The sequence below is a fragment of the Embleya sp. NPDC020886 genome (genome assembly GCF_044333915.1).
GTDB lineage: Bacteria > Actinomycetota > Actinomycetes > Streptomycetales > Streptomycetaceae > Embleya.
This window is the reverse complement of sequence record NZ_JBIRRX010000019.1, coordinates 70,174-88,845: the sequence shown is the minus strand read 5'-3', so window position 1 is coordinate 88,845 and position 18,672 is coordinate 70,174. Positions and strand designations below refer to the sequence as shown.

17 protein-coding genes are annotated in these 18,672 nt (G+C 72.0%); 13 read left to right on the top strand and 4 right to left on the bottom strand.

The genetic code is table 11. From position 1 onward, the window contains the following. Position 1: 1 nt before the first annotated feature. From ACH4U8_RS40340 to ACH4U8_RS40320, 5 genes are all read left to right on the top strand, one after another. On the top strand, positions 2-952 hold the full coding sequence (locus tag ACH4U8_RS40340) for a carbohydrate ABC transporter permease (RefSeq protein ID WP_395783131.1): 951 nt from the start codon (positions 2-4) through the stop codon (positions 950-952). Continuing rightward, positions 949-1,839 carry a carbohydrate ABC transporter permease gene (locus ACH4U8_RS40335; protein WP_379991597.1) on the top strand — a complete coding sequence of 297 codons (891 nt, stop codon included), beginning with the start codon at positions 949-951 and terminating at the stop codon, positions 1,837-1,839. The genes ACH4U8_RS40340 and ACH4U8_RS40335 overlap by 4 nt, the downstream gene beginning before the upstream one ends. Positions 1,840-1,924: 85 nt before the next feature. After that, positions 1,925-2,893, top strand: coding sequence for a carbohydrate kinase family protein (locus ACH4U8_RS40330; protein WP_395783129.1), 969 nt, complete (start codon positions 1,925-1,927; stop codon positions 2,891-2,893). Then, a complete protein-coding gene (locus ACH4U8_RS40325; RefSeq protein WP_360312316.1) occupies positions 2,893-4,203 on the top strand; it encodes an alpha-glucosidase/alpha-galactosidase in 1,311 nt (436 codons plus the stop codon). The genes ACH4U8_RS40330 and ACH4U8_RS40325 overlap by 1 nt, the downstream gene beginning before the upstream one ends. Before the next feature lie 4 nt (positions 4,204-4,207). Next, on the top strand, positions 4,208-5,461 hold the full coding sequence (locus tag ACH4U8_RS40320; RefSeq protein WP_395783127.1) for a Gfo/Idh/MocA family protein: 1,254 nt from the start codon (positions 4,208-4,210) through the stop codon (positions 5,459-5,461). Between the two features lie 81 nt (positions 5,462-5,542). Here the strand turns inward: ACH4U8_RS40320 and ACH4U8_RS40315 are convergent, their stop codons facing one another. Further along, positions 5,543-6,769: a GNAT family N-acetyltransferase gene (locus ACH4U8_RS40315; protein WP_395783125.1), complete on the bottom strand. Its 1,227-nt coding sequence runs from the start codon at positions 6,767-6,769 to the stop codon at positions 5,543-5,545. 187 nt (positions 6,770-6,956) lie between these two features. Between ACH4U8_RS40315 and ACH4U8_RS40310 the strand changes: the two genes are divergently transcribed. The 7 genes from ACH4U8_RS40310 (at position 6,957) to ACH4U8_RS40280 (ending at position 14,562) form a co-directional block, all read left to right on the top strand. Continuing rightward, positions 6,957-7,268: a chaplin gene (locus tag ACH4U8_RS40310; protein ID WP_360312321.1), complete on the top strand. Its 312-nt coding sequence runs from the start codon at positions 6,957-6,959 to the stop codon at positions 7,266-7,268. A gap of 483 nt (positions 7,269-7,751) precedes the next feature. After that, complete coding sequence (locus tag ACH4U8_RS40305) at positions 7,752-9,260, top strand: fumarylacetoacetate hydrolase family protein (RefSeq protein ID WP_395783123.1); 1,509 nt, start codon at positions 7,752-7,754, stop codon at positions 9,258-9,260. Beyond that, positions 9,257-10,198, top strand: coding sequence for a 4-hydroxy-tetrahydrodipicolinate synthase (dapA, locus tag ACH4U8_RS40300; protein ID WP_395783121.1), 942 nt, complete (start codon positions 9,257-9,259; stop codon positions 10,196-10,198). Before ACH4U8_RS40305 ends, dapA begins: the two co-directional genes overlap by 4 nt. Beyond that, on the top strand, positions 10,195-11,715 hold the full coding sequence (gene hpaE / locus ACH4U8_RS40295; RefSeq protein ID WP_395783119.1) for a 5-carboxymethyl-2-hydroxymuconate semialdehyde dehydrogenase: 1,521 nt from the start codon (positions 10,195-10,197) through the stop codon (positions 11,713-11,715). Before dapA ends, hpaE begins: the two co-directional genes overlap by 4 nt. Before the next feature lie 127 nt (positions 11,716-11,842). Next, the gene (hpaD, locus tag ACH4U8_RS40290; RefSeq protein ID WP_360312329.1) at positions 11,843-12,964 is read left to right on the top strand and encodes a 3,4-dihydroxyphenylacetate 2,3-dioxygenase; all 1,122 of its coding nucleotides are present in this window, start codon (positions 11,843-11,845) and stop codon (positions 12,962-12,964) included. A gap of 60 nt (positions 12,965-13,024) precedes the next feature. Further along, positions 13,025-13,768: an alpha/beta fold hydrolase gene (locus ACH4U8_RS40285; protein ID WP_360312331.1), complete on the top strand. Its 744-nt coding sequence runs from the start codon at positions 13,025-13,027 to the stop codon at positions 13,766-13,768. A gap of 104 nt (positions 13,769-13,872) precedes the next feature. Continuing rightward, positions 13,873-14,562 (top strand): GntR family transcriptional regulator, encoded by a 690-nt coding sequence (locus tag ACH4U8_RS40280; protein WP_360312334.1) that lies wholly within the window; start codon positions 13,873-13,875, stop codon positions 14,560-14,562. 81 nt (positions 14,563-14,643) lie between these two features. On the opposite strand, the gene ACH4U8_RS40275 is transcribed toward ACH4U8_RS40280, so the two are convergent. Both ACH4U8_RS40275 and ACH4U8_RS40270 read right to left on the bottom strand, forming a co-directional pair. Then, positions 14,644-15,381: an SDR family NAD(P)-dependent oxidoreductase gene (locus ACH4U8_RS40275; RefSeq protein WP_360312336.1), complete on the bottom strand. Its 738-nt coding sequence runs from the start codon at positions 15,379-15,381 to the stop codon at positions 14,644-14,646. Next, positions 15,378-16,379: a methyltransferase gene (locus tag ACH4U8_RS40270; RefSeq protein ID WP_379992475.1), complete on the bottom strand. Its 1,002-nt coding sequence runs from the start codon at positions 16,377-16,379 to the stop codon at positions 15,378-15,380. The genes ACH4U8_RS40275 and ACH4U8_RS40270 overlap by 4 nt, the downstream gene beginning before the upstream one ends. Before the next feature lie 130 nt (positions 16,380-16,509). Here ACH4U8_RS40270 and ACH4U8_RS40265 point away from each other — a divergent pair, with 130 nt between their 5' ends. Then, entirely contained in the window at positions 16,510-17,487 is a 978-nt protein-coding gene (locus ACH4U8_RS40265) for an aldo/keto reductase (RefSeq protein ID WP_395783117.1), read from the top strand. A gap of 197 nt (positions 17,488-17,684) precedes the next feature. Here ACH4U8_RS40265 and ACH4U8_RS40260 read toward each other — a convergent pair whose 3' ends face one another. Beyond that, positions 17,685-18,656, bottom strand: coding sequence for an aldo/keto reductase (locus ACH4U8_RS40260; protein ID WP_395783115.1), 972 nt, complete (start codon positions 18,654-18,656; stop codon positions 17,685-17,687). Positions 18,657-18,672 lie beyond the last annotated feature (16 nt).

Genomic DNA, 18,672 nt, shown 5'->3' with positions numbered 1-18,672 from the left:
CATGTCATCACTGCCCGCTCCACTCACGCTCTCGGACCAGGACCGACAACGGCGCACGCTGCGCCGCAGACGCCGGCGCGAGTCGGCGACCGCCTGGACGTACATCCTTCCGGCCGTCGTGGTCATCCTGGGTCTGAGCGTGGTGCCCTTCGTCTGGTCGCTGCTGCTCTCCTTCCGGGCCGACGACCTGGTCACGCCCAGCCGCTGGGTCGGTCTGGACAACTACGACGCGCTGACCCAGGATCCGAACTTCGGCCAGGCCGTGCGCAACACGCTGCTGTACACGGTGTTGTACGTACCGCTGAGCATGGCCCTCGGGCTGTTCCTGGCCCAGGTGCTGAACCGGCGGATCCGGCTGGTGGGCGTGTATCGCACGCTGATCTTCGTGCCGTTCGTCATCTCGGCCACGGCCCAGGGGGTGCTGTTCTCCTTCATCCTGGATCCGGAGTTCGGCGCGGCCAACTCGGTCCTGCACGAGTTGGGGATCGGCCGGCAGGGCTTCCTCACCGACCCCGGGCAGGCCCTGTTGGTGCTGGTGGCGATCTCGGTGTGGAGCGGTACCGGATTCTGCGTGGTTATCTACCTCGCGGCGCTCCAGGACGTGCCGCCGTCACTGCTGGAGGCGGCCCGTCTCGACGGCGCCGGGCGATGGCAACTGCTGCGCCACGTGGTGCTGCCCACGCTCACCCCGGTCACCGTCTTCCTGTTGTTGTGGCAGACCATCCAGGCGCTCCAGGTCTTCGACCTGGTCTATGTGACCACCAAGGGCGGGCCGTTGGGCTCGACCACCGTCATCGTCTACTTCATCTGGGAGCAGGCGTTCAAGAACTTCACCGCCGGCTACGGCGCGGCGGCGGCCTACGTGCTCGCCGTCGCCCTGTTGGTGATCGGGGTGGGCATGCGGTTCGTGCGCGGCCGCAAGCCCGTCACCGTCGAGGGGGCGACACGATGACCGCAACGACCACCGCACCCGTGGAGGCGACCCGGGCGCGCGACACCGCGCGGCCCACGCCGGGCCGGCGCCGACTGTTGCCGTTCAGCCCGTGGCATCTGCTGCTCGCGCCGTTGTCCCTGCTGTTCGCGTTGCCGCTGGTGTGGCTCGCGCTCAGTTCGGTGATGACCAACGCGGAGATCAACCGGTTCCCACCGGCGTTGTGGCCCTCCGGGATCCATCTGGGCGGCTACCGCTACGTCCTGGGCAACGCGATGTTCCCGCGCTGGTTCATGAATTCGCTGATCGTCTCGGCGGTCGCGGTGGCCTCGAACCTGGTCTTCGGGGCGTTGGGCGGCTACGCGTTCGCCAGGATGCGGTTCGCGGGTTCGCGCACCCTGATGGTGGCGATGCTGGCCACGATGGCGATCCCGTTCCAGCTCACCATGATCCCGACCTTTTTGATCATGAAGCGGCTCGGGTTGATCGACACCCTCGGCGCGCTGATCATCCCGTCCCTGGTGACGCCGTTCGCGGTGTTCATGCTGCGGCAGTTCTTCCTGTCGCTGCCCCGGGAGTTGGAGGAGGCCGCCTGGATCGACGGCTGTTCCCGGTTGCGGGTGCTGATCCTGATCGTATTGCCGCTGTCCCGGCCCGCGTTGAGCACCGTCGCCGTGCTCACCTTCCTGACCACCTGGAACGACCTGACCTGGCCGCTGATCGCGATCAACCACGACACCCAATACACCCTGCAACTGGGCCTGACCACCTTCCAGGGCCAGCACCACACCCAGTGGGCGGCGGTGATGGCGGGCAACGTGATCACGGTGCTCCCGGTCCTGCTGGCCTTCCTGGGCGCGCAGAAGGCGTTCATCCAGTCGATCACCTCCAGCGGGCTCAAGGGCTGACGCCGTCACGGGAGTTCGACCCTCCCGGGGACAGCCGCCGCCCGCCTGCGGATCGACCCACCCCGCTCCACCGACAGGAAGCCCGATGTCGCACACCTTCGACCTGCTGGTCATCGGCGACGCCAATCCCGACGTCGTCCTCGGTCCCCTCGACGAGCCGTTGGCCTTCGGGCAACGCGAACAACTCGTGCCCACCGGCCTGCTCACCCTCGGCGGATCCGCCGCGATCACCGCGTGCGGCGCGGCGCGGCTCGGGTTGCGCGTGGCCATCGCCGGCCGGGTCGGCGACGACGACGCGGGCCGTTTCGTGCGCGCCGCGCTGACCGCCCGGGGCGTGCACACCGACGCGCTGCGCACCGACCCGCACCTGGCGACGCCGTTGACCGCGGTGCTCACCCGCGGCGACGGCGACCGCGCCATCCTCACCGCCGCCGGCACCCTGGCCGACACCGGACCCGAGGACGTACCCGAGGAGTTGCTCGCCCACAGCAGACACGTACACGCCGCGTCCTACTTCCTGATGCCCCGACTCGCGGCGGCACTGCCCGAGTTGCTGGGCATCGCCCGCGCCCACGGCGCCGGCACCTCGCTGGACACCAACGACGACCCGACCGGTCGCTGGGACCCCACCGGGCTCGCCGCCGTCCTGCCCGTCGTCGACATCCTGCTGCCCAACGCCCAGGAGGCGAGGGCGCTGGCCCGACTCGGCACCGACACCGGCCCCGACGCCACCGAGGAGGCCGCCGCGCGACTGGCCGCGCACGGAGCGTCGGTGGTGGTCAAGGACGGCGGCGCGGGCGCCTTCGTGCACGACGGTCGCCGCGTGCTGCGCACCGCGGGCATCGCGGCCCGGCCGCTGGACACCGTCGGCGCCGGCGACAGCTTCGACGCCGGCTACCTGGCCGCCCTGCTCGCCGGCGAACCGCCCGCCCGAGCCCTCGAATTCGCCGCCGCGTGCGGCGCCCTGTCCACCCGGGCGCACGGCGGCACCCCGGCCCAACCCACCTGGGACGAGGCTGTCGCAGCCCTCGCCCGCAACGGAAAGAACCAGTGATGACCCGCACCAAGATCGTTTTCGTCGGCGCCGGCAGCGTCGTGTTCACCCAGGGGCTGCTCGCCGACCTGTTCGCCTTCCCCGAGTTGCGGCAGGCACACATCGCGCTGCACGACATCGACCCGGAGCGGCTGGCCACCGCGCAGGGCGCGGCCCGGCTGATCGCCGTCGAGCGCGGCGCGGACCCGCGGATCAGCACCCACCTCGACCGCCGCGAGGCGCTCGCCGGCGCCGACTTCGTGATCAACATCATCCAGGTCGGCATGCGCGAGGCCACCCGCACCGACTTCGAGGTGCCCGCCCGCTACGGACTGCGCCAGACCATCGGCGACACCCTCGGCATCGGCGGCATCTTCCGCGCCCTGCGCACCTTCCCGGTACTCCGGGCGCTCGGCGAGGACATCGCCGAGATCTGCCCGAACGCCTGGCTGCTGAACTACACCAACCCGATGGCGATGAACGTCGGTTACCTCACCCGCGCCACCGGCCTGACCCGCGTGGTGGGCCTGTGCCACTCGGTCTACTGGACCATGCAGGGCCTCGCGGACCTGGTCGGGATCCCCTACGAGGAGATCGACTACCGCGCCGCCGGCGTCAACCACCAGGCATGGGTCCTGCGCTTCGAACACGACGGCACGGACCTGTACCCGAAGCTGGACGAGTTGATCGCCCGGGACGGCGAACTGCGGCGCCGGGTACGGGTGGACATGTACCGCCGGCTGGGCTACTACCCGACCGAGACGAGCGAGCACTCCAGCGAGTACGTGCCCTGGTACCTGGGTCACGACAGCGAGATCACCCGACTGCGGCTGCCGGTGGGCGCCTATCTCGGCATCGTGGACGAGAACATGGCCGCCTACGAGGAGACCCGCCGGGCGCTGGCGGCCGGCGACCCGGTCCCGGTCGAATCCACCATGGAGTACGCACCGCAGATCATCCACAGCATCGTCACCGGCACCCCGCGCACGGTCTACGGCAACGTGCCCAACCACGGCCTGATCGACAACCTGCCCACCGACGGCGTGGTCGAAGTCCCGTGCCTGGTCGACGCGTTGGGGGTACAGCCGACCCGGGTCGGCGCGCTGCCGGCGCAGTGCGCCGCACTCAACCGCGCCTACCTGAGCATGAACGACCTGGTCGTGCGCGCCGCCCTCGAGGACGATCCGCGGCACATCCGGCACGCCGCGATGGCCGACCCGGCCACCGCCGCCGCGCTGCCGGTCGAGCGCATCTGGGACCTGTGCGACGACATGGCCCGCGCCCACGGCGACCTGCTCCAGCCCGCGCTGCGCGCCACGCTCGGGAACTGATCCGATGAGCGAACTGCGCGTGGGCGTGGTCGGGGTCGGGCAGCGGGCCGCCCTGGCCGTCGAAGCGCATCGGCCGGGTCGGTCGCGGGTGGTCTCCTGCGCCGACCCCGCCGCGCGCGGTCGGGCGTACGCCGTGGACCTGTTCGGGCCGGACGTCGCCGTGCACACCGACTTTCGACGGATGCTCGACGATCGACTCGACGCGGTCTTCGTGCTGACCCCGGACGATCGGCACGTCGAGCCCGCCCTGTTCTTCCTCGCCGCCGGCGTACCGGTGTTCGTGGAGAAGCCGCTGGCCATCACGCTGTCCGACTGCGACCGACTGCTGCGCGCCGCCCGCGCGTCGCGGACCCGGTTGTACGTCGGGCACAACCTGCGCCATCTGCCGATGTTGCGGCGGATGCGCGAGTTGATCGACGAGGGCGCGATCGGCCGGGTCCGGTCGGTGTGGTGCCGGCACTTCGTCGGGCACGGCGGCGACTTCTACTTCAAGGACTGGCACGCCGAACGCGCGCGCACCACCGGCCTGTTGCTGCAAAAGGGCGCGCACGACCTGGACGCGATCCACTGGTTGGCCGGCGGCTGGTCCCGGGACGTGGTCGCGATGGGCGACCTGGCGGTGTACGGCGGCAACCCCCGGCGCGAGCCGGTGTTCGCCGGCGCCGGCCCGGACGCGGGCGGCCGGGCCGAGGAGGAGGTCCGGGCCCAGGACGGGTTCGCGCCCGAGGTGTGGCCGCCGACGGCGATGACCGGGCTCAATCCGATCGTCGATGTCGAGGACATCAGCATGATGCTCACCCGGCTCGACAACGGCGTCCTGGCCAGCTACCAGCAATGCCACTTCACGCCCGACTACTGGCGCAACTACACGGTGATCGGCGACGAGGGCCGGCTGGAGAACTTCGGCGACGGCCTGGAGGACGACCATCCCTCGATCAAGTTGTGGAACCGGCGCCGTTCCGGCTACCGGGCGGACGCCGACCGCAGCGAGTCGGTGCGCGGCGGCGGCCTGCACGGCGGCGCGGACCGGGCCCTGGTGGAGGAGTTCCTGCGCTTCGCGGTCGAGGGCGGGCCCACCCGCACGTCGCCGATCGCCGCCCGCGAGGCGGTGGCCGCGGGTGTCGCCGCCACCGCCTCGCTGCGGGCGGGGGGTGTGCGCACCGTGGTCCCGCCGTTGGATCCGGACCTGGTGCGCTACTTCACCGCGCATCAGAGCGAACCGCCCGGCCCGCCCTCGGGGGTGGCGGCGGCCCCCTGACCGGGGGCGTCGCCGCCGGTCCGCCCGGCCGATCCACGCGGGCGGGCGGACCGGGAACCGACGGCATCGCCGCGCGTGGGCTCAGTAGTCCTCGTGGGCGAACGGCAGCAGGTCCGTGCGCAGCGCCGCGTCCAGCCGGGCCGCCGCACCCGGGACGTGTTCCGCCACCAGTCCGGCCGCCACCAGCCGGGCCACCGGGGTGCCGCCGAGGTAGCCGGCCGAGAGTTCGCGTACGTCCAGGGTGAGTTCGGCCGGGTCCTCGGTCGGCGTGCAGGTCGCGCCGTCGGGGCCGGCGGTGAGGCGGAACCTGCCGTCGTTGCCGGGCACCGCCCCGTCGCGGACCTCCAGGACCAGATCGACCGGCGCCGCCCACGATCGTGCCGTCAGCGCGCCGCGCACGTCCACCAGCCGGATCCACAACGCCGGGAACTGCCTGGTCACCCGCACCTGGTCCCGATCCGCGGCGAACAGCAACAGCGGATCGTCCGGCGGTCGAACCCAGGCCGCCACCTTGCCGGTCAGGTCGATCGAGGCGAGGTAGTGCCACAGCGCGGCGGCCACCGGGGCGCTGTCCGCCTCCAGTTCCTGTACCTGGACCATACGCGGCGCATCGGTCGCGGCGTTGCCGGACTCGACGTGGTAGATGGCGTATCCGGCCGGGACGGCGCCGTCCTCGCCGAGCACCACGATCCGCACCGGCGAGTCGTCGTCGTCCTCGTCCCAGGCCAGTACGTTCTCGGCCCACCACTGTTCGGTCCGGGCGAAGCGACCCGGGCGCAGCGCGCGCGCCGCGTCGTACACGGGACCCAGCAGGGCCGGTCCCTGTGCCGCGTCGACCAGCCGCAGCGGGCGCGGATCCGGGGCGATCCGCAGCGCGAGCGGGCGTCGGCTGTCGATCTCGACGGAGTAGCCCTCCGTCCCGGGCGCGTAGCCGAAGCGGCCGTAGATCGCGTTCTCGGAGGCCCACAGACAGGACAGCACCTGGCCGGCCTCGGCGCACCGGCGCCACTGCTCGGCCATCATCCGCGCGAGCAGCCCGCGCCGGCGGTGGGTCGGCGCGACGGCGACGAAGTCCAGCCCGGCGCAGGCCAGATCGCCGCCGGGCACGGACAGCTCGAAGCGATGTGCGGCGATCTGGCCGACCAGGGTGGCGCCGTCGTACGCACCGATGCGGTCGCAATCGGTGAGCACCTTGCGGTAGTGCTCGCGTTTGTCGGCCGACTCCTTCTCGTGGAAGGCCAGATCGGCCAGATCCAGTATCCGGTCCAGGTGCTCTTCGGGGATCTCCCGGATGTCGAGGCTCACCATCGTGACGCTAATGCGGTCGTGGGCGCATGGCCATCGAGTTTCGGAGCGCCCGCTCGCCCGGCGACCGGGACCGACCCGCGTTCGGGTGAACGTCGACACCGACCGGTTGCCCGCGCCGGTTCGCCTCGTTGCACCACGAGAACGCGCCGCATCCGGGCGGCGCGAGGTTCGATACGGAGATACCCAAGTGAGCTCGTTCAAGAAGGCAACCGTGCTGGCCGCCGGCACCGCCGCCCTGGTGATGGCCGGCGCCGGTGCCGCGAGTGCCGCCGCCGACGCCGACGGCGCCGCGGTGGGCTCGCCCGGTGTGGCGTCCGGCCTAAACGTGCAGATCCCGGTCCACGTGCCGGTCAACATCTGCGGCAACACCCTCGACATCGTCGGCATCCTCAACCCGACGTTCGGCAACTTCTGCGGCAACTTCGACGGCGACCACGGCCACGACCACGCCAAGGGCGGCCACCACGGCGCGGACCCGGCCGGCGGCCACCACGGCTGACCCGTCATACCCCGGTTCGGCCTCCTCCCCGACCGGGACCCGGGGGCTCCGCGTGTGTGTCCGCGGAGCCCCTGTCCGCTGTCCGAGCCCGGTCCGCCGTCCGAAACCGCCGGCGAGCGCATGGCCGCCGAGCGCACCACCGGATCACCGCGTCGGGCGAAGAGCGTGACCATCACCACACCCCGACGAGCGGCAGCGGCCGACCGACCCGCGCCGAGCCCGGCACGGCGCTGCGGCGCAAGCCCTCGGCCGCCCCCTCTCCGGCCCCTCACCCGGCCGCCCTCCCCGTGCCGGCACCGCAACACCGCTCCGCCGGACGGGCGTTCGTCCGCAGGCCACCGGGCCGGCCGAACAAGCGTGCCCGTCGCAACGGTTGACAGTGGAACCGAGATCACCTCTATTATTCTATCCGGAATCATATACGTTCCGAGATGGCATCGCTGATCCAAGGCGCAAAGGGGTGGCGGAGTGACGCATGACGCGGTGACCGCATCGACGGGACGGCGACCCGGCAAAGTGCTGGCCGTACACCTCAACTATCCCTCCCGCGCCCGGCAGCGCGGGCGGGTCCCCGACCACGCCTCGTACTTCCTCAAACCGAGCAGCTCGCTCACCGGATCCGGCCCGGTCGAGCGGCCGACCGGGGTCGAACTGCTGGGCTTCGAGGGCGAGATAGCCCTCGTGATCGGCCGCGCCGCACATCGCGTGTCCCCCGCCCGGGCCTGGGCGCACGTCGGCTGGGTGACCGCGGCGAACGACCTGGGGCTGTACGACCTGCGCTACGCGGACCTCGGCTCCAACGTCCGGGCCAAGGGCGGCGACGGGTTCACCCCGCTCGGGCCGACCCTGCTGCCGGCGGCCGACCTGCGCCCCGAGGCGCTGCGCGTGCGCACCTGGCTGGACGGGGCCCTGGTCCAGGAGGACACCACCGCGACGCTGCTGTTCGGCTTCGCCGAGTTGATCGCGGACCTGTCCCGGCTGCTCACCCTGGAGGTCGGCGACGTCATCCTGACCGGCACCCCCGCCGGTGCCTCGGTGGCCGAGGTGGGCCAGCGGATCGAGGTCGAGGTGGACAGCCTGGACCACCCCGACCACAACACCGGCCGGCTGCGCACCGACGTGGTCGCCGGCCCCGTACTCCCCGCCTGGGGCTCCCCACCCAAGGTCGACCCGGCCACCCGCGCGGACGCCACCGGCATCCGCCCGGAACCGGCCGACGCCGCCGGGACCACCGCCCCCGGCGTACTCACGGACGACCTGCGCGCCCGCCTCGCACGCGTCGCCGTGGCCACGCTCAGCGTGCAACTGCGCGCCCGCGGCTTCGACACCGTCAGCATCGACGGCGTGCGCGCGCTGACCCCGGGCACCCGCCTGGTCGGCACCGCCCGCACGTTGCGCTTCGTCCCGTTCCGCAAGGACCTGTTCGCCACCCACGGCGGCGGCTTCAACGCGCAAAAACGTGCCGTCGACTCGCTCGAACCCGGCCAGGTCCTGGTGATGGAGGCCCGCGGCCGGACCGTCGCCGGCACGCTGGGCGACATCCTCGCGCTGCGCGCCAAGACCCTGGGCGCCGCGGGCATCATCACCGACGGCGCCGTGCGCGACAGCGCCGCCGTGGCCGCACTGGGCCTGCCCGTGCTGGCCGCCGGCACCCATCCCGCCGTGCTCGGCCGCCGGCACGTGCCCTGGGACACCGACGTCACGATCGCCTGCGGCGGCGCCACCGTCCAGGTCGGCGACGTCGTGGTCGCCGACGACGACGGCGCCGTGGTCATCCCGCCCGCGCTGGTCGCCGAGGTGGTCCGAGACGCCGAGGAGCAGGAGTCCCGCGAGCGGTTCATCGCCGAACAGGTCGCGGCCGGCGCCGGGTTGGCCGGCCTGTACCCGCTGGGTCCGGACTGGGAACCCGCCTACCGCGCGTGGGCCGCGACCGACCCCGAGCCCGTCTCCGCATCCATCGCCCCGACCACCCCTCGCGAGGAGCACCGATGAAGTACCGCGCCGACCCGTCCCTGATCTGCGGCTCGATCGCCCCGCTGGTCACCCCCTTCACCGCGACGGGCGCGGTCGACCACGCCGCGCTGCGCCGCCTGGTCCGCTGGCAGCTCGCGGCGGGCTCGCACGGCATCTCGCTCGGCGGCTCCACCGGCGAGCCGTCCGCACAGACCCTGGCCGAGCGCGCCGAGGCGATCCGGGTGGTCGCCGCCGAGATCGACGACCGGGTGCCGTTCCTGCCGGGCACCGGATCGACCAAGTTGGACGAGACCCTGGAGCTGACCGGGATCGCCCGGGACGCGGGCGCCGACGCGGTGCTGATCATCACGCCGTACTACGCGCGCCCCACCCAGGAGGCGCTGTTCACGTGGTACTCGACGGTCGCCCGCGAGTATCCGGACCTGCCCGTGGTGATCTACAACGTGCCGAGTCGAACCGCCGTGGAGATCGATCCGCAGACCGTGGCCCGACTCTTCCGGGCACACGAGAACATCGTCGGCATCAAGGAGACCACCAAGGACTTCGAGCACTTCTCCCGGGTGATCGAGGCGGCCGGTCCCGAGTTGCTGGTGTGGTCCGGCATCGAGCTGTTGTGTCTGCCGGTACTCACCCTGGGCGGCGCGGGCTTCGTCTCCGCACTCGCCAACATCGCCCCGCGCGCGGTCGCGGGGATGTACGAGGCCTACCAGGCGGGTGACCTGGGCCGGGCCCGCGAACTGCACTACGCGGTACAGCCGTTGGTGGACCTGCTGTTCGTCGAGACCAACCCGGCGCCGGCCAAGTGGTTGATGCACCGACGCGGCCTGATCGGCTCCGACTTCGTCCGGCCGCCGCTGCTGCCGCTGTCCGAAAGCGGCCGGGCGCGGGTGACCGCCCTGGCCGAGAGCCGACTCGACCTGCTGACCGACCCCGCCCTTGGAGAAGAAGCCATATGAGCACCACCACGACGACGCCCGTCGAGCACTCCGGGGTGCCCACCGCGCTGCCGACCCGGTTGCGCCACTTCATCGACGGCCGGCACGTCGACTCGTTGGACGGCGCCACCTTCGAGGTCTGCGCGCCCGCGTCCAACCTGCCCTACGCCACCGCCGCGGCGGGCAAGGCCGCCGATGTGGACGCCGCCGTCGCCGCCGCCCGCCGTGCGTTCACCGCGGGGCCGTGGCCGCACCTGCCCGCCAAGGACCGGGCCCGGGTGCTGAACCGCATCGCCGACGAGGTCGAGCGCCGGGACGCGCGACTGGCCGAGTTGGAGACCTTCGACACCGGCCTGCCGATCACCCAGGCACTGGGCCAGGCGCAGCGCGCGGCGGAGAACTTCCGCTTCTTCGCGGACCTGATCGTCGGTCAGACCGACGAGGCGTACCAGGTGCCCGGTCGCCAGCTCAACTACGTCAATCGCCGGCCGATCGGCGTCGCCGGGCTGATCACGCCGTGGAACACGCCGTTCATGCTGGAGTCGTGGAAGCTCGCGCCGGCGCTCGCGGCCGGCTGCACGGTGGTGCTCAAGCCGGCCGAATTCACCCCGTTGTCCGCGTCCTTGTGGGCGGACATCCTGACCGAGGCGGGCCTGCCGCAGGGCGTGTTCAACCTGGTCGGCGGGATCGGCGAGGAGGCGGGCGCGGCCCTGGTCGAGCACCCGGGCGTGCCACTGATCTCGTTCACCGGCGAGACCACCACCGGCCGGACCATCTTCGGCTCCGCCGCCCGGCACCTCAAGGGCCTGTCGATGGAACTCGGCGGCAAGTCCCCGGTGATCGTGTTCGCCGACGCCGACCTGGACGAGGCGATCGATGCCGCGCTGTTCGGCGTGTTCTCGCTCAACGGCGAGCGCTGCACCGCCGGTTCGCGGATCCTGGTGCAACGCGCCGTCTACGACGAGTTCGTCGAGCGGTTCGCCGCCCGGGCCGAGCGCATCGTGGTGGGCCCGCCGCAGGATCCGGCCACCGAGGTGGGCGCACTGGTGCACCCGGAGCACTACGAACGGGTCCTCGCCTACGTCGAGACGGGCCGACGCGAGGCGCGGCTGGTCGCGGGCGGCACCCGGCCCGCGCACCTGCCGGTCGGCAACTACCTGGCGCCGACCGTCTTTTGCGATGTGCCGGCCGACGCGCGGATCTTCCAGGAGGAGATCTTCGGACCGGTGGTGGCGCTGACCCCGTTCACGGACGAGGCCGAGGCGATCGAACTGGCCAACGCCGTCCCCTACGGCCTGGCCGGCTACGTATGGACCAACGATCTGCGCCGGGCGCACCGGGTGGCGCACAGCGTCGAGTCCGGCATGGTGTGGATCAACTCGCACAACGTGCGCGATCTGCGCACCCCGTTCGGCGGGATCAAGGCTTCGGGGCTGGGTCACGAGGGCGGCTACCGCTCGATCGACTTCTACACGTCCCAGCAGGCGGTGCACGTGGCCATGGCACCGCTGCACACCGCCCGGTTCGGTGCCGCGTGACGTGGCACCCCGCGCGCTCGAACCATAGCCCCGGCCCGGGGCCGGGCACTAGTTTCCGAATCGGACCCGGGTGACCGGGCCCGCCCGCGCCGGCCGGATCCGGTGCCTCGAACAGGAGGAGAGTCCGATGCCCACTCCGTCCGTTCCGCCCCTGCCGCCGCTGCCCACCACCCGCCCCGGCGGGTCCGCCCCCGAACCCGGACCGTTGCCGTGCCCGGACATCGTGCGCGCCGCGTACGCCGAGCTGGTGGTCACCGACCTGGCCGCGTCCCGGGAGTTCTACGTCGACCTGCTGGGGTTGGTGGTCACCCACGAGGACGAGGACGCGGTGTATCTGCGCGCCTTCGAGGAGTACCTGCACCATTCGTTGGTGCTCCGGCGCGGCGCGTCCGGCGCCCTGGCCGCGCTGGCGTACCGGGTGCGCGCACCGGGGGAGGTCGACGTCGCCGAGCGCTACTACCGGGCGCTGGGCGTGCCGGTGGAGCGCCGGGCGGCGGGCGCCACCCGGGGCATCGGGCCGGCCGTACGGGTGCTGGACCCGCTGGGGTTCCCGCTGGAGTTCTTCTACGAGGCCGAGCACGTGCCGCGCCTGCATCAGCGCTACGACCTGCACGGCGCGGGCGCGATCGCCCGGCTGGACCACTTCAACATCGTGGTGCCGGACGTGGCGCGGGCCGAACGCTACTACCGCGACCTGGGTTTTCGGGTGACCGAGGACATCCGCGGCGAGGACGAGACGTTGTACGCGTCCTGGCTGCATCGCAAGGACACCGTGCACGACATCGCGCTGACCGGCGGCGACGGGCCGCGGCTCCACCACATCGCGTTCAGCACGCACGAACGCGGCCAGGTGCTGCACGTGTGCGACCTGCTCGGCGCGCGCCGCCGGTCCGCGCACATCGAGCGCGGACCGGGACGGCACGGGGTCTCCAACGCGTTCTACGTCTACGTGCGCGATCCCGACCTGCATCGGGTGGAGATCTACACGACCGACTACTACACGGGAGACCCCGACCACCCGGTGTTGTCCTGGGACGTGCGGGACAACCAGCGCCGGGACTGGTGGGGCAACCCGGTGGTGCCCTCCTGGTACGCCGAGGCGTCCCCCGTCCTGGACCTGGCCGGGAGCCCGCAACCGGTGCTGGCCCGGCAGGAGAACCACGAGGCGGACGTGACCGTCGGCGCCGACGGTTTCTCCTTCGCGCGGGACGCGGCCGGCGACGGATTCCGGATCGGGTCGCAGCTCTGAGTATTCACCCCTGGTGTACGATCTGAAATCGTATCCGAAATAGCTGAGTGGAGAAGTAGGATGCGCCTGCGGCAGCCCCTCGCCGTCACCACCTATCCGAGCGCCGAGCGCTCCGAGCAGCCCCCCGTGCTGCTCGTGCACGGATTCTGTTCCAGCGCGCGCCGCACCTGGCTGGAAACCGGCCTCGTCCAGGCCCTGCTCGATGCCGGCCACACCCTGCTCGCGCCGGATCTGCGCGGCCACGGCGCCAGCCCGGCACCGACGAGCGCCGCGGAGGTGGACGCGGTCGCCTCCGCGCAGGACCTGTTGGCCGTGGTCGACGCGTACGGCGCGGACCGGTTCGACGTCCTGGCGTACTCGCTCGGCGCCCGCCTGGTCTGGGAGCTGGCCGAGCTGGCTCCGGACCGGATCGGCCGGGTGGTGCTCGGCGGGTTGAGCCCGACCGAGCCGTTCGCCGCCGTGGACGTGCCGGAGCTGCGCCGGGCGGTGCACGACGAGGCCCACCCGCCCGCCGATCCGCTCACCGGGATGATCGCGGGCCTGATCCGGGCCGAGGGTGCGCGTGCGGACGGGTTGGTGACCTGTGTCGAGGGTCTGCGCAGCACCCCGTTCGCGCCGAAGGCGTGGGCCGGCGGCACGCCGCCGTGGTTCCTGGTCGGCGCGGACGACCTGATGGTCCACGGCTCCGAGGAACTGGTCGCGCTGGTCCCGGGAGCGCAACTCGTCTGCATGGCCGGCGACCACCACGGCGTGCTGGTCAACCCGTACTTCGGCGAAGTCGCCCTACGGGTCCTCCACCGCTGACCCACCGCGGCGCACCATGCCCACCGAACACGCCGGACCACGCCGGGCCGGGACGCCTCGTCCCGGCCCGCGACCGTGTCCGGTCCAGACTGAGGAGACCGTAGTTGAGTCCCGCAAAGGCAACCACCGCCGCGAGCAAGGCCGCCAAGGCGTCGAAGTCGGAGATGTGTTACGAGCTGCTGCGCAGCCGCATTCTCGACGGCACCTACGGGCCCGGGTATCGGCTGGTGTTCGACCAGCTCGCCCGGGAGGCGGGGGTCAGCACCATCCCGCTGCGCGAGGCGGTGCGCCGACTCCAGTCCGACGGCCTGGTGGAGATCGTGCGCAACGTCGGCGCCCGGGTGGCGGTCTTCGACCGGTCGCAGGTCGAGCACTCGCTGAACGTGCTGGCCCGTCTGGAGGGTTACGCGACGGCGATCTCGGCGCCGCTGATGAGCGCCGCGAACATCGCCGAGGCCCGGGCGATCAACGACCGCATGGTCGAGGCGCTGGCCGACTTCGATCCCACCGCGTTCACCGCGCTCAACCGGAAGTTTCACTTCTCGCTCTACGCGCATTGCCCCGACAAGCACCTGAACGCGCTGCTCGAATCGGAGTGGGCCCGGCTGGACCACATGCGCCGGTCGACCTTCACCTACGTGCCGGGGCGGGCCCGCACCTCGGTGCGCGAACACGAGAACCTGCTCGACCTGATCGGTGCGGGCGCCGACCCGCAGCTGATCGAGAAGGCCGCGTGCGCACACAAGATCGCCACGGCCGCCGCGCTGCACCAGGCCAAGGCGGGGACGCCGTAGCGACGACGGCGGCACACGGGGAAGGGCGGGCTCGGTCGAGCCCGCCCTTCCGTGTCCGCGCCGGTCACCCTCCGGCGCCGCTCAGCCCAGCAGTTGGCCGCCGTCCACCGGTACCACCGTCCCGGTGATGTGTGCCGCGGCCGGCGAGGCCAGGAACACCGCGAGCGGCGCGACGTCCTCGGGCACCGCGATCCGGCCCAGCGGGATCCGCGCCTCCCAGACCTGCCGGGCCTGCGGGTCGGACATCAGGCCGGCGGTCATCGGCGTGTGCACCGGTCCGGGCGCGACGCCGTTGACCCGGATCCGGTGCGGGGCCAGTTCGATCGCGCCGGTGCGGGTGAGCGCGTCCACCGCCGCCTTGGTGGCCTCGTAGTGCCCCAGGCCCGCGGTGGGTTGGCGGGCGCCGATCGAGCTGATGTTGACGATGGCGCCACCCGCCCCCTCGGCGATCATCCGCCGGGCGGCGGCCGCCGTGACGGTGAAGGTGCCGCGCAGGTTGACCGCGACCACGGTGTCGAAGACCTCGATGGGGAGTTCGACGAGCAGGCCGCCGCCCGCGACCAGGCCGGCGTTGTTGACCAGCACCGCGAGCGGGCCGAGTTCGGCGACGACCCGGTCCAGGGCCGAGGCCACCGACGCGGGGTCGGTGATGTCCATCGCGACCGGGGTGCCGTCGAGTTCGCGGGCGACCTTCGCGGCCGCGTCGGCGTCCACGTCGGCGATCACCACCCGGTCGCCGTTCTCGGCGAAGGCTCGGGCGACGGCCGCGCCGATGCCGCTCGCGCCGCCGGTGACCACCACGACCCGGCCGGTGCTCATCGGGCCTCCGCCACGATCACCCGGGGGCTGCCCGGGAGTTCGAGCAGGTCCACCGGGTGCCAACCGGCCTCGACCAGCCACTCCTCGACCTCGCCGCGCGGGTAGACCGTGGTGCCGTCGATGACCAGGTACTCCCCCGCGTGCAGGCTGTCGATCAGCCGCGGTGTGCCGTCCGGCTCCAGGAAGAAGTCGAGCAGCAGCAGCCGGGCCCCGGGGGCGGCGGCCTTGCGCGCCGCCGCCACGATCCGCCGGTTGTGCTCGGCGTCGAAGCGGTGCACGACATGCTCCAGGAGCACCAGGTCGAAGCCGGTGGGCACCTCGTCGGTCAGCGGGTCGCCGGTGACCACCTCGACTCGTTCCTCGACTCCGGCTCCGGCCAGGGTCTGCTCGGCGTGGCCGACCAGATCGCCGCCGGACAGGAAGGTGGCCCGCAACTCGGGGTGCAGACGCAGCGCTTCGGCCAGGAAGGACCCGGACAGCCCGCCCAGATCCAGCACGCGTCGATGCGCGCCGAAGTCGTAGGCGTGGGCCAACTGCCGTGCGTGCAGGGCGTTGTAGGTCATCACGCCACCGAGGAAGACGCCGAGCCGGTCGCCGCCGAGGTCGAGCGGGGCCGGCCGCGCGGTGCGCGAGGTCTCGGCGAAGCCGAGCCAGTGCGGGTAGCTGACGGTGTCCAGGAAGCTCAGGAACGGGCGCAGGTCCACATCCGATCCGCACCCGCCGAGGTGGCGCAGGGTGGCGGGCGAGTTGGCGTAGCCGTCCGCGTCGCGCTCCAGCAACCCCAGGGCGACCATCGTGTCGGCCAGGATCAGCGTGGTCCGGGTGGGCAGTGCGATCCGGGTCGCGAGTTCTTCCAACGGGGTGCGGCCGTCGGCCAGCGCGGCGAACAGGCCCGCCTCGTTGGCCGCGAACAACTGCTTGGCGGCCATGTAGCCGATCGCGACATCGACGATGGGATCGGGGCCGACCTCGGCCTGGGCGTCCGAGGGAAGTGACATCGGATCTCCTCGCGGGACAGGAAGTTGGTATCTGGAATGCTATATGATTACCGATGCCGTCAACAATGGCGATCGATGGGGATCCGCCGATCCCGCCGATCAGGTCGACCCCCGCTTCCCAGGAGGACCCGTGGTGCACTCCCCCGCCGGCAGTCCGGTGCCCCGTCGTCGACTCGGCGCGCACGGTCCCGAGGTGCCCGTGCTGGGCCTCGGTTCGTGGAACACGTGGGACAGGATGAGCATGGCGGACGCCGTCGCGCTGATCCGCGACGCGCTCGCGCACGGCGTCGAACTCTTCGACGTGGCGCACTACGACATGGGCCCGCACGCGGAGAACGCGCGCACCGATCTGATCTTCGGGCGGGCGATCCGCGAGGCGGGCGTGGCCCGCGACCAGTACCTGCTGTGCGGCAAGTTGTGGTTGTGGGAGTACCCGAAGAAGGGCTTCGCCGAGCAGATGGCCGTCTCGCTCGACCGGATCGGCACCGACCGGGCCGACCTGGTCGTGGTCGGCGACTTCTTCGGCGAACTGGACGTCCCCGCCGTGGTCGGCGACGTCGCCGAGCAGATCGCGGCCGGCCGGTTCACCGCGTGGGGCGTCAACAACTGGTCCGCCGCGGACGTGTGGCGGGCCCGGCGATTCGCCGCGGAGCAGGGGCTGACGCCGCCCACCTTCGCCCAACTCAAGTACAGCCCGGCCCGGCGGACCGTGCCCGAGGGCGAACCCTTCGCCGAACTGTTCGCCGACGGGCTGGTCATGCAGGCGTCCGACGTCCTGGAGGGCGGCATCCTGGCCGGCAACCTCCACCCGCAACGCAAGATCGGCGCCGACCCCGGCAACATCCGCGACCGCATCCGCGCCGCGTATCCCCTCGTCGCCAAGGTCGCCGCCGACTTCGACGCCACACCCGCCCAGGTGGCCATCGCCTTCTGCCTGGCCAATCCCACCGTCGCCACGGTCCTCTTCGGCGCCAGCCGCATGAGCCAATGGCAGGACAACCTGAAGGCCCTGGCCCTACTCACCCATCACGGAAGCGCCCTCCGCACGGCCCTGACCGACGCCTGGGCCGACAAGGACGTCATGGACCCGGCGGCCTCGGGAGCCTGATCGACACGGCCGCCTCGGCCCGGCCGGCGCCGGAGAGCACCCCGGCCCGGCCGGCGTTCGAGGCCACATGTCGGCCCGGCCGGCGTTCGAGACCCACCCCGGCCCGGCCGGCGCCGGAGGCCACCCTCCGCCCCGGCCGGGCGCCATGAGGCCGAATCGGCCCGGCCGGCCTTCGAGGTCACCGCACTGAGGCCCCCTCAAGGACCCGCGGGGTCCACCACACCCCCGTCCGCGAAGAACGGCACCAACCGCGCCCGCAACACGCTCGCCCCGACCCGGTCCAGCAGTCGCAACCCCCCGATGTTGTCCATCAGTTGCTCCCGCCGCGTCGCCCCGAACAACACGCTCGCGGTAGCCGGATGCGACAGCGCGAACGCCACACACACCTGCGCGGCACTCGCGTCCAGTTCGGCAGCCACCGCCGCCAGGCCCGGCACGGACGCGATGATCCGCTCCCGCACCCCACCCGGATCCCGCCCGACCTCCCGCGCCGGTGCGACCTTGCCGGCCAGGATGCCGCCCTCCAGGACGTCGGACGCCTGCATCGACAACCCGGCCGAGAACAACTCGGCGAACGGCGCCCCGTCCGCGATCGCCCGCCGACAGGGGCTGTACTTGAGCTGCGCGACCTGCGGCCCCGGCGATCCCGCGATCAGCGCGTGCGCACGAATCGTGGTGATCGCCTGCGCCGACCAGTTGTTGACCCCCCAGTGCCCGATCAGCCCGTCCTTCTCCAACTCGGCCAGGTCGCCCGCGAGTTGTTCGAGATCCAGGTCGGCACTGCGAATGTCGCCCAGGATCGCCAGATCCGCGTACTCCGTCCCGGCCCGGAACATCGCCCGCTCCACCTGCTCGCGCAACGGCTGCGCCGGATAGCCCTCCAGCCACACCTTGGTCGACAACAGGTATTGCTCCCGCGCCAACCCCGCCGCCCGCACGATCGCCGAGAACAACACGTCGGTGTACACCGGCTTCTGTCCCGGAATCCCGTACACCGCCACGTCGAAGAGGTTAATCCCCGCCTCGACCGCGCAGGTCACCAGGTCGACCGCGTCGTGGAAGTCCATCCGGTCGTAGGTGTGCCACGAGCCCAGGGACAGCGCGGACACGGACGGGCCCTCGATCCCCAACCGGCGTCGCGGAACGATATTGCTGTCGATGTCACCCATCGAAGGTCCTCTCGGC

Bases quoted from the DNA above. Each gene is read 5' to 3' on its own strand.
- ACH4U8_RS40340 (WP_395783131.1), top strand. From the start codon at position 2: ATGTCATCACTGCCCGCTCCACTCACGCTCTCGGACCAGGACCGACAA.
- ACH4U8_RS40335 (WP_379991597.1), top strand. From the start codon at position 949: ATGACCGCAACGACCACCGCACCCGTGGAGGCGACCCGGGCGCGCGAC.
- ACH4U8_RS40330 (WP_395783129.1), top strand. From the start codon at position 1,925: ATGTCGCACACCTTCGACCTGCTGGTCATCGGCGACGCCAATCCCGAC.
- ACH4U8_RS40325 (WP_360312316.1), top strand. From the start codon at position 2,893: ATGACCCGCACCAAGATCGTTTTCGTCGGCGCCGGCAGCGTCGTGTTC.
- ACH4U8_RS40320 (WP_395783127.1), top strand. From the start codon at position 4,208: ATGAGCGAACTGCGCGTGGGCGTGGTCGGGGTCGGGCAGCGGGCCGCC.
- ACH4U8_RS40315 (WP_395783125.1), bottom strand. From the start codon at position 6,769: ATGGTGAGCCTCGACATCCGGGAGATCCCCGAAGAGCACCTGGACCGG.
- dapA (WP_395783121.1), top strand. From the start codon at position 9,257: ATGAAGTACCGCGCCGACCCGTCCCTGATCTGCGGCTCGATCGCCCCG.
- hpaE (WP_395783119.1), top strand. From the start codon at position 10,195: ATGAGCACCACCACGACGACGCCCGTCGAGCACTCCGGGGTGCCCACC.
- hpaD (WP_360312329.1), top strand. From the start codon at position 11,843: ATGCCCACTCCGTCCGTTCCGCCCCTGCCGCCGCTGCCCACCACCCGC.
- ACH4U8_RS40285 (WP_360312331.1), top strand. From the start codon at position 13,025: ATGCGCCTGCGGCAGCCCCTCGCCGTCACCACCTATCCGAGCGCCGAG.
- ACH4U8_RS40275 (WP_360312336.1), bottom strand. From the start codon at position 15,381: ATGAGCACCGGCCGGGTCGTGGTGGTCACCGGCGGCGCGAGCGGCATC.
- ACH4U8_RS40270 (WP_379992475.1), bottom strand. From the start codon at position 16,379: ATGTCACTTCCCTCGGACGCCCAGGCCGAGGTCGGCCCCGATCCCATC.
- ACH4U8_RS40260 (WP_395783115.1), bottom strand. From the start codon at position 18,656: ATGGGTGACATCGACAGCAATATCGTTCCGCGACGCCGGTTGGGGATC.